The organism is Streptomyces sp. NPDC001970 (assembly GCF_053594115.1).
In genome coordinates, this window is record NZ_JBSFDW010000085.1 from 1 (window position 1) to 8,577 (window position 8,577).

Genomic DNA, 8,577 nt, shown 5'->3' on the forward strand with positions numbered 1-8,577 from the left:
GGCCACTCCTGCCGAGTCACACGAGACAAGCTGCCATCAGCCACACCCGGCCCTCCCGGGCCGCCTAACAACTTACGGAGCTGCCATGGGGCGAGTGATCACGGCCCCGTAAGCTTCCGGCGCGTCGGGCAGTCTGTGGACCTGCCCGCTGACGATCTCAAGGGTCTCCATTCCGCTCGCGGCAAGGATCTCGGCGTCTCCGTCGCGCCGGCCGGGAGCGGGGAAGAGAGCGCATGCGTGACTGTGCCGAACAGTGCCGCGATGATCGGCCGGTAGAACTTGCTGGGGAGGGAGCCGGACTCCCAGCGCTTCCACTGGCACTCCCAGCGCTTCCACTGACGGAGCATGCTGTCGTCCGCGGGCAGCTCAGTCGAAGCATGGGCCCGCAGCGCACGCACTGCATCGCGCTGCGACCAGTCGCGTGCCGCTCGCTCGGCTGCGATGCGTCGTGCCCATGCAGGCCTGTCGTCGCTCATTCGCCCTCCTCGGGTGCCACGTCATCGGCCGTGGACAAGCGCTGCCTGCTCAACCCATCGCAAGCCGGAGCTCGCTCGGCTGGATCTGGCGCCGTCCTCGCGGCGGCCGGCGACTGCACGCGTTCTTCGCGACCTTGTACTACGCCGGACCACGACCGGAAGAAGCGGTCGCGATACATGTGCGGGACGTCCTCCTGCCGGACGAAGAGGATGATGACCAGTGGGGCGAGCTGCTGTTCCACACGGCACAGCCCGAGGTGGGCAAGCAGTGGACCGATTCGGGCGAGGTGCACGAGGAGCGCGGGCTGAAGGGGCGAGCCGCCGACGACACCAGGAATGTGCCCTGCCGCCCCGCCCTGACCAGGATTCTGCGCGAGCACATCAGGGCACAGGAGCTGAAGCACGGCGATTTACTCTTTCCCGGCGAGAAGAGGGAAATGCTCGCGGGTTCGGTCTTCCGCCGCGCCTGGCGAACCGCTCGAAAACATGTCCTCACGCCTGAGGAATTCGCCTCGCCCCTCGGTAAGCGCGTTTACGACCTCCGCCACATGTGCCTGACGACGTGGCTCAACAATGGGGTCCCGCCGGCCCAGGTCGCGGAGTGGGCAGGCAAGCGTGCTGGTGCTGCTGGCCACGTACGCACGCTGCATCTCCGGTCAGCTCAGGGATCTCCAGCGGCGCATCGAGGCCGGGGGCGATCTCCCGGACCCCTCAGCCGGAGGCCGATCGCCGGACGGAAGCGCCACCGTGTATCCACCGTGGCCACCCGTAGAAACCCGGGATCAGCCGGACAGCGCCGGATCTCCCTCGCGATCACCGAGGGCGGTCCGGCGCTTACGCGCCCTCTACGCCCGCCCCGCTAAAGTTCCCCTGACCAGCAAAAAGGCCCTCCCAGGGGGAGGGCCGATCGGTCGCGCAGCATGTGCGCCCCCGGCAGGACTCGAACCTGCGGCCAAGCGCTTAGAAGGCGCCTGCTCTATCCACTGAGCTACGGGGGCCGGGTGTCGCCTCGGTGGCCTGGAGCCCCTGGTGGGTCGTCCGTGACCTTGCCGGGACAAGGATAGGGCTCCGATCGCCTTGACCCGGATGCTTCACCTGCGTGGCACGTTGTGGAGGTTCGGTGAAGCGAACCGATAATCGCAGGCAGGTGCGATTCTCGCAGCGCTTTTTCCGTCTCACGCCTCGGGTGTTGTGCACTCGTTATGCCTGCGCCCCGCTCGTCCCGTCTGTCCCTTCTGCCTGATCGGCGCGCAGGGATGGCAATACGCTTCAAAAAGGCTCCAAAGTTGGGCATTCTTCGCATGTGGTGACCATGGAAGTACGGCCTCAGCTGATCGACGCACTCTCCGCCCTGCGCGACCGTGTCGCTGCCGTGCGTCTTCCATTCCCCCTTCCAGGTGCTCCGCGGGCGCGGCAGACCAGGGACGAGCTACTGGCCCAGCTCGACGACTATCTGGTGCCCCGGCTGAAGGACCCCGAAGCGCCGCTGCTCGCGGTGGTCGGCGGGTCCACGGGGGCCGGGAAGTCGACGCTGGTCAACTCCCTTGTGGGGCGGCGGGTGAGCGAGGCCGGGGTGCTGCGGCCCACGACGCGGACGCCCGTGCTCGTGTGCCACCCGGACGATCACCACTGGTTCGCGGGCATGCGCGTGCTGCCCCACCTCACGCGCGTATGGCTGCCGCAGCAGGAGGAGATCGAGGCCGCGGGCGGTGAGCGCGCGCCGGTGGACGACAACGCGCTACGGATCGAGACCGCCGCGTCACTGCCCCGCGGGCTCGCCCTGCTCGACGCGCCCGACATCGACTCGCTCGTCGTCTCGAACCGCATGCTGGCCGCCGAGTTGATCTGTGCCGCCGACATCTGGGTCATGGTCACCACCGCATCCCGGTACGCCGACGCCGTCCCCTGGCACCTGCTCCGTACGGCGAAGGAGTACGACGCCATGCTCGTCACCGTCCTCGACCGGGTGCCGCACCAGGTGATCACGGAGGTGTCCAGGCAGTACGCGGCGCTCCTCACGAAGGCCGGTCTCGGGGACGTACCGCGGTTCACGATCCCGGAGCTGCCCGAGTCGGCGGGCGGCGGCCGGGGGCTGCTCCCCGACTCGGCGGTCGACGCGCTGCGGGGCTGGCTGGCGCACCGGGCCCTGGACCCCGAGGCGCGTCAGCAGACCGTCGTACGGACCGCCGCCGGTGTCATCGACTCGCTCAACGCCCGCATGCCGGAGCTCGCGGGCGCGGTCGCCGCGCAGTACGCCGCCGCCGTACGCCTCTCCGGCGCGGTCGAGGAGGCGTACGCGCTGGAGGCCGAGCGGGTGCGCAAACAGCTCGGCCGTGGCGCCGTGCTCGCCGGGGACGCCCGCACCCGCTGGCGCGGCTACCCGCGCGACAGCTCTGCCACCGAACTCCTCGACGCCCTCGCCGAAAGCCTTGCCGCGCTGCTCCAGTGCGCCGTGGCCGCCGCCGACGAGCGGCTCCGGGAGTCGTGGCGGCGCGAGCCGGCCTCCGGCGCGGTCGGCGGCGGGCAGGCGGCGGCCGACCGGGAGTCCGCCGAGCGCATCGGGATGGCGGTACGCCGCTGGCGGCGCGTCCTGGAGGAACTCGCCGAGGAGGTGGTACGGGGCATGGAACGCTCCGTCGCACCCGACCCCGAGACCATCGCCGCGCTGCTCGCCACCTCCCTGCTCGGCGGCCGCCGCGCCCGCGCCGCGGGGGAGCTGCTCGCCGAACGCATCGGTGCCCAGGGCGCCCTGCGGCTGCGCGACAAGGGCGGCGAGCTCGTGACGGCGTACATCGAACGCGTACTGCACGACGAGCGCGACCGGCGGCTCGCCCCGCTCGACGCCCTCGACGTGTCCCCGGAGCCACAGGCCGAGCTGATTGCCGCGCTGTCCGTACTGCAGAAGGAGAGGTGACCGCGGTGACCGCTGTCACTGGGGAGACCGAGGGCCGCTCGGAAGGTGGCTCGGGGGCCGCTTCCGGGACCGCTCATGCGCAGGGGGCCGGCGACAAGGCCGCCGAGGCGAGGGCCGCCGAGGCGGGGGCCACGGAGTCCGCGTCGGCATCCGCGGAACAGTCCACCGGTCGGCCCACCCCGGACGCTGCCGAGGCCGCCTCGGGGGACCGGCCCGTCGCGGGGAGGGAGAGGGGCGGCGGGACCGTGGGCGGCGCCGTCGGTGCGTTCGCGCGTCCGGACGACGTCCGCTGGGACGACGGCCTCATCGCCCGCCGCGCCACCGACGCCACCGATCGCGACGGCGACATGTCCGAGGAGGAGCCGCACGGCCCCGTCGGAGGGCCGTACGCCGCCCCGCTCCGCAACCGCCTCGAAGCCCTCCGCGAACTGATCGGCCTCTCCTGCACCCGGCTCGACGGCCGGACCCTCGCCGAGGCGGGACGGGTGCTCGACGAGGCGGCTGCGCGGCAGCGGCTGTCGTCGCAGCACACTGTCGTCGCCATCGCGGGTGCCACCGGCAGCGGAAAGTCGACACTGTTCAACGCCCTGGCCGGAGTGCCCATTTCGGAGACCGGCCTGCGCCGGCCCACCACCTCCGCGCCGATCGCCCTCAGCTGGTCCGAGGGCGCGGCAGGACTGCTCGACCGGCTCGCGATTCCAGGGCGGCTGCGCCGCAGGCCGCTTGCAGGCGGATCGGGGGACGAGGCAATGCAGGGACTCGTCCTCGTGGACCTGCCCGATCACGACTCGGCGCTGACCGTGCACCGGGAACAGGTGGACCGGGTACTGGCGCTGGTCGACGCGATCGTCTGGGTCGTCGACCCGGAGAAGTACGCCGACGCCGCCCTGCACGAGCGCTATCTGCGACCGCTCGCCGGGCACGCCGAGGTCACCTTCGTTGTCCTCAACCAGATCGACCGGCTGCCCGGCGAGGCCGCCGACCAGGTGCTCGACGATCTGCGCCGGCTCCTCGACGAGGACGGCATCGCCCTCGGCGAACACGGCGAGCCCGGGGCCACCGTGCTCGCCCTGTCGGCTCTCACCGGCGAGGGCGTCGCCGATCTGCGCGAGCTGCTCGGCCGTTTCGTACAGGAACACACCGCCGCCGCCCGGCGCATCTCCGCCGACGTCGATGCGGCCGCGGCACGGCTGCGCCCGGTGTACGTCGCCGACGGGCGGCCCGGACTCGGCGAACGGGCCCGCGAGGACTTCAACGCACGGCTGGCGGGCGCGGTCGGCGCCACCGCGGTCGGAGAGGAGGCCGAGCGCCAGTGGCTCAGGAACGCAGGGCGCGCCTGCGGCACGCCCTGGCTGCGGCTGTGGCGCTGGTACGAGCGCGTCCGTACACCGGGCGGGGGGCTGCCACAGCCCCCGGAGCCGGTGGAGGAGGAGCTCACGGCACGGCAGCGGGTCGAGCAGGCCGTGCGCATCGTCGCGGACGATGCGACACGCGGGCTCCCCACGCCGTGGGCGCAGGCCGTGCGCGAGGCGGCGGTGCGCGGTGCGGAAGGGCTGCCCGAGGCGTTGGACGAGCTCGCGGTGAAGCTGGGCACGCCGAAGGCCCGGCCACCGCGGCCCGCGTGGTGGCCGGCCGCTGTGCTCGCGCAGGCCGCCATGACGCTGCTGCAGATCTACGGCGGGCTGTGGCTGACGGGGCAGATCATCGGGGTCCTGGAGCCGATGCTCGTGCCTCCGGTGCTGCTGATGCTCGGCGGGATCATCGGTGGGCCGCTGGTGGAGTGGGCGTGCGCGGCCGCCGCGAAGGGGCCGGCGCGGCGGTACGGGCAGGACGCGGAACGGCAGCTCAAGGAGGCCGCGGCGGGCTGTGGACGGGCGAGAGTCCTCGATCCGGTCGCGGCGGAACTGATGCGGTACCGGGAGGTGCGGGAGCAGTTCGGCGCGGTGGCCGCACGCTCGGGTCCGCTGACACGGCCGGGCTCGCCGGCACGGCGGATCCGCTGACCTTGCCGCCGTTGCCGCCGTTGCCGCCGTTGCCGCCGTTGCCGGCCTCGCCGGCTGTGTCGGCCTTGTCGATCTCGCGGACGTGGCGGGCGCGCCGAGCGCCCGAATCCCGCCGACCCCGCCACGCGTCATTCGTACGGGTGGCGGGGTTTTCCCCATGTGCGGCGGCATCCACAGGCGTCGGCGGGATTCTGCGTGCGGGACCAGCATGGGATCAGTCAGTCGAACGGTACGGGAGGGGAGCGGTCATGAACGAGACGATGGTGACGCTGGTCGGCAATGTGGCGACCGGCGTGGAGTACCGGGAATCGGCGAGCGGGGGGTACGCGCGGTTCCGGTTCGCGGTGACCTCGCGCCGCTGGGACCGGCAGCGGGAGCTCTGGGCGGACGGGCCCACCAGCTTCTACACGGTGTGGGCGTGGCGGACGCTCGGGCTGAATCTGGCGGCCTCCGTGTCGGTCGGCGAACCACTCGTGGTCCACGGCCGGTTGAGGGTGCGGGAGGAGGAGCGGGACGGGGGGAGGCGGACGTCCATCGACATCGACGCGGTGTCGATCGGGCACGACATGGCCCGCGGTACGTCCGCGTTCCGGCGAGCGGCGAAGGACGAGCCGTATCTGACGGATCGTCCGGGTGACGGCGCGGACGGTGGCGCGGGCGGCGGCGGGGGCAGCCGGACGGGCCCGACAGGCCCACCAGGCGCTCCGGGCTCACCGAATTCACCAGTCCCGTCCCGCGCCTCCGCCGGGCAGGGCGGTTCTGACGACCGCGTCCCCGTGCCGACCGCGGGAGCGGCCACCCCATCCCCCTTCTGACCTGCGGTTGTGGAGATTTGTCGACAGTTGTCGAGAGGGTGCGGGGCCGTGATAACGATTCCGATTCGGAATGGTTATCTCATGGCATGACGGGGCATCGGGTCGCACCGCGTCCCTAGGATTCCCCAGTATTCACGGGGCACTTGAGTCTGCTGGCGAGGCACTCCCCCCACGCATCCCACGCGAAAGCGCCTCGCCCGGAGGGGAATTCTGTGTTTTCTGCGTTCTCTGCACGAGGGCGGGGAGCCGCCCGTACGGTCGCGGCGGCTCTGGTGTCCGGGCTGTTCGTGGCGGGTTCGATAGCCACCGCGGTACCGGCCGTCGCCGACGAGGCCCCCCAGCACACGGGCGGCGCCTCCGCCACACTCGACGGTCTGACCACCTTCGACCGTGCCGTGCTGCACGACGACGGCCTCGACCACGAACTGCCCGCCGGCCTCTTCGAGATGACCGTGGACGGCGGCGGCAAGCTCAAGACGTACTGCATCGACATCCACAACCCCACCCAGGAGCAGGCCAAGTACCTGGAGACCCCCTGGGACCAGACCTCGCTCGGCGCCAACAAGAACGCCGGCAAGATCCGCTGGATCCTGCAGCACTCCTACCCCCAGGTCGACGACCTCATGGGGCTCGCCGACAAGGCCGACACCCGTCCGCTGACCGAGCGGACGGCCGCGGCGGGAACCCAGGTCGCCATCTGGCGGTACTCGGACGGCGCCGAGGTGGAGGCACTCGACCCGGCCGCCGAGAAGCTCGCCGACTGGCTGGAGAAGGAAGCGCAGAACGTCGAGGAGCCCCGCGCCTCGCTCAGCCTGGAGCCGAACGCCGTCTCCGGGAAGGCCGGCGGACGGCTCGGCCCGGTCACGGTCCGCACCGACGCCGACCGCGTCACGGTGACCCCGCCCGCCGATGCCGCCGCGAGCGGCATCCAGGTCACCGGCAAGGACGGCAAGCCGGTGACCGCCGCGGTCGACGGCAGCGAGCTGTACTTCGACATACCCTCCGGGACCGCCGACGGCTCGGCCTCGCTGACCGTGCAGGCGACCACCTCCGTCCCGGTCGGCCGCGCGTTCGCCGGGGTGACCAAGAGCCAGACCCAGATCCTCGCCGGGTCCAGCCGGTCGACGGTCTCCGCGACCGCCACCGCCACCTGGGCCAAGACCGGCCCGATTCCGGCGCTGTCGGCGGAGAAGAACTGCTCCGCGGGCGGGATCGACGTCACGGCCACCAACAAGGGCGACGAGGCGTTCACCTTCGAGCTGATGGGGTTCAAGCACTCCGTTGCCGCAGGTGAGTCCCGCACCGTGACCGTCCCGGTTCCCGAGGACCAGGCGTACGACTTCACGATCACCGGGCCCGGCGGTTTCTCGAAGAACTTCAAGGGCGTGCTCGACTGCAAGACCACCGGCAGCGCCGGGCCGAGCCCCGACCAGCCGTCCTCCCAGCCCAGCCCGGCCTCCGCCGGCGGCACCTCGGGAGGCGACGAGAATCTTGCGGCGACCGGCGCGTCCAACGCCACCCCCGTCATCGCGGGCATCGCGATCGCCCTCGTTGTGATCGGCGGCGCGGCCGTGCTCCTCGTCCGCAAGAAGAAGACCGCCGCCCCCGAGGCGCCGTCCTCCACGGAATCGTCCTCCCCGCAGGACTGAGCGACACACAGCGAGCGCCCCACGACGGCGCGCCGCCCACCGACGGCCCCGGATCGCCTGCGAGCGCCGGGGCCGTCGGCGTCGGGCCGTGGACAACGGGATCCGGGGTCGCCCCTGACGGATGGAGCCGCAAGGCCCGTGGACGACTTCCATGAGATGACATGGACCGAGGCCATGCGCCATCTCGAAGCCGAAGGACCTCAGGGGCTGATCGACCGCACCCGCACGATGGAGCACGCCGACCTGGACGCCGAGCGGTGGCCGCGGAGCAAGCGCCACGACGACGCGACCGCAGTCCTGATCCGCTTCTGACAGCGCGGTCCGCAAGAGCAGTCAGCCGAGTGAGTAGAAATCTTCTCTACGGGTTCAAGGCGGCTCGCTCCGCTCGCCGCGCGCGGCCCCGGCTCACCGCCGGGCCCGACGCTCCTGTCTTCGCCCCGCTCCGGGCCCGGCACGCCGGCCGCGCGGCTGAAGCGAGCACACCAGATGCGAGACGGTAACCCACTGTGGCCGGGGCGGTCGGCTCCACGGCTTTACGCAGCCACCATGGGGCGAGCCTCGAAGATCACGGCCCCAGATCGGGCTATTGCGGGCAGGCGAGGAGCCAGCCCGATTCGCGGCCGGCGTAAGGGGCCATGATCTCTCGCCCATGGCAGCTCCGTAAGTTGTTAGGCGGCCCGGGAGGGCCGGGTGTGGCTGATGGCAGCTTGTCTCGTGTGA

At 71.8% G+C, this 8,577-nt stretch carries 6 protein-coding genes and 1 tRNA gene; 5 read left to right on the plus strand and 2 right to left on the minus strand.

The genetic code is table 11. The annotated features are described in order from the left end of the window. Positions 1 to 472 precede the first annotated feature (472 nt). Together ACWCP0_RS41575 and ACWCP0_RS41580 are read right to left on the minus strand one after the other, a co-directional pair. On the minus strand, positions 473 to 880 hold the full coding sequence (locus ACWCP0_RS41575) for a hypothetical protein (protein WP_451083900.1): 408 nt from the start codon (positions 878 to 880) through the stop codon (positions 473 to 475). A gap of 521 nt (positions 881 to 1,401) precedes the next feature. Then, positions 1,402 to 1,474, minus strand: a tRNA-Arg gene (locus tag ACWCP0_RS41580). Positions 1,475 to 1,788: 314 nt separating this feature from the next. Between ACWCP0_RS41580 and ACWCP0_RS41585 the strand changes: the two genes are divergently transcribed. From ACWCP0_RS41585 to ACWCP0_RS41605, 5 genes are all read left to right on the plus strand, one after another. Next, on the plus strand, positions 1,789 to 3,390 hold the full coding sequence (locus ACWCP0_RS41585; protein WP_451083901.1) for a dynamin family protein: 1,602 nt from the start codon (positions 1,789 to 1,791) through the stop codon (positions 3,388 to 3,390). A gap of 5 nt (positions 3,391 to 3,395) precedes the next feature. Next, entirely contained in the window at positions 3,396 to 5,393 is a 1,998-nt protein-coding gene (locus ACWCP0_RS41590) for a GTPase (RefSeq protein WP_451083902.1), read from the plus strand. 248 nt (positions 5,394 to 5,641) lie between these two features. Continuing rightward, positions 5,642 to 6,208, plus strand: coding sequence for a single-stranded DNA-binding protein (locus ACWCP0_RS41595; RefSeq protein WP_451083903.1), 567 nt, complete (start codon positions 5,642 to 5,644; stop codon positions 6,206 to 6,208). A gap of 212 nt (positions 6,209 to 6,420) precedes the next feature. After that, positions 6,421 to 7,857: a Cys-Gln thioester bond-forming surface protein gene (locus ACWCP0_RS41600; RefSeq protein WP_451083904.1), complete on the plus strand. Its 1,437-nt coding sequence runs from the start codon at positions 6,421 to 6,423 to the stop codon at positions 7,855 to 7,857. A gap of 138 nt (positions 7,858 to 7,995) precedes the next feature. Next, positions 7,996 to 8,169, plus strand: a complete 174-nt coding sequence (locus ACWCP0_RS41605) for a hypothetical protein (RefSeq protein WP_451083905.1) — start codon at positions 7,996 to 7,998, stop codon at positions 8,167 to 8,169. Positions 8,170 to 8,577: the final 408 nt, after the last annotated feature.

Coding starts and splice junctions, on each gene's coding strand:
- ACWCP0_RS41585 (WP_451083901.1), top strand. CDS start 1,789: ATGGAAGTACGGCCTCAGCTGATCGACGCACTCTCCGCCCTGCGCGAC.
- ACWCP0_RS41595 (WP_451083903.1), top strand. CDS start 5,642: ATGAACGAGACGATGGTGACGCTGGTCGGCAATGTGGCGACCGGCGTG.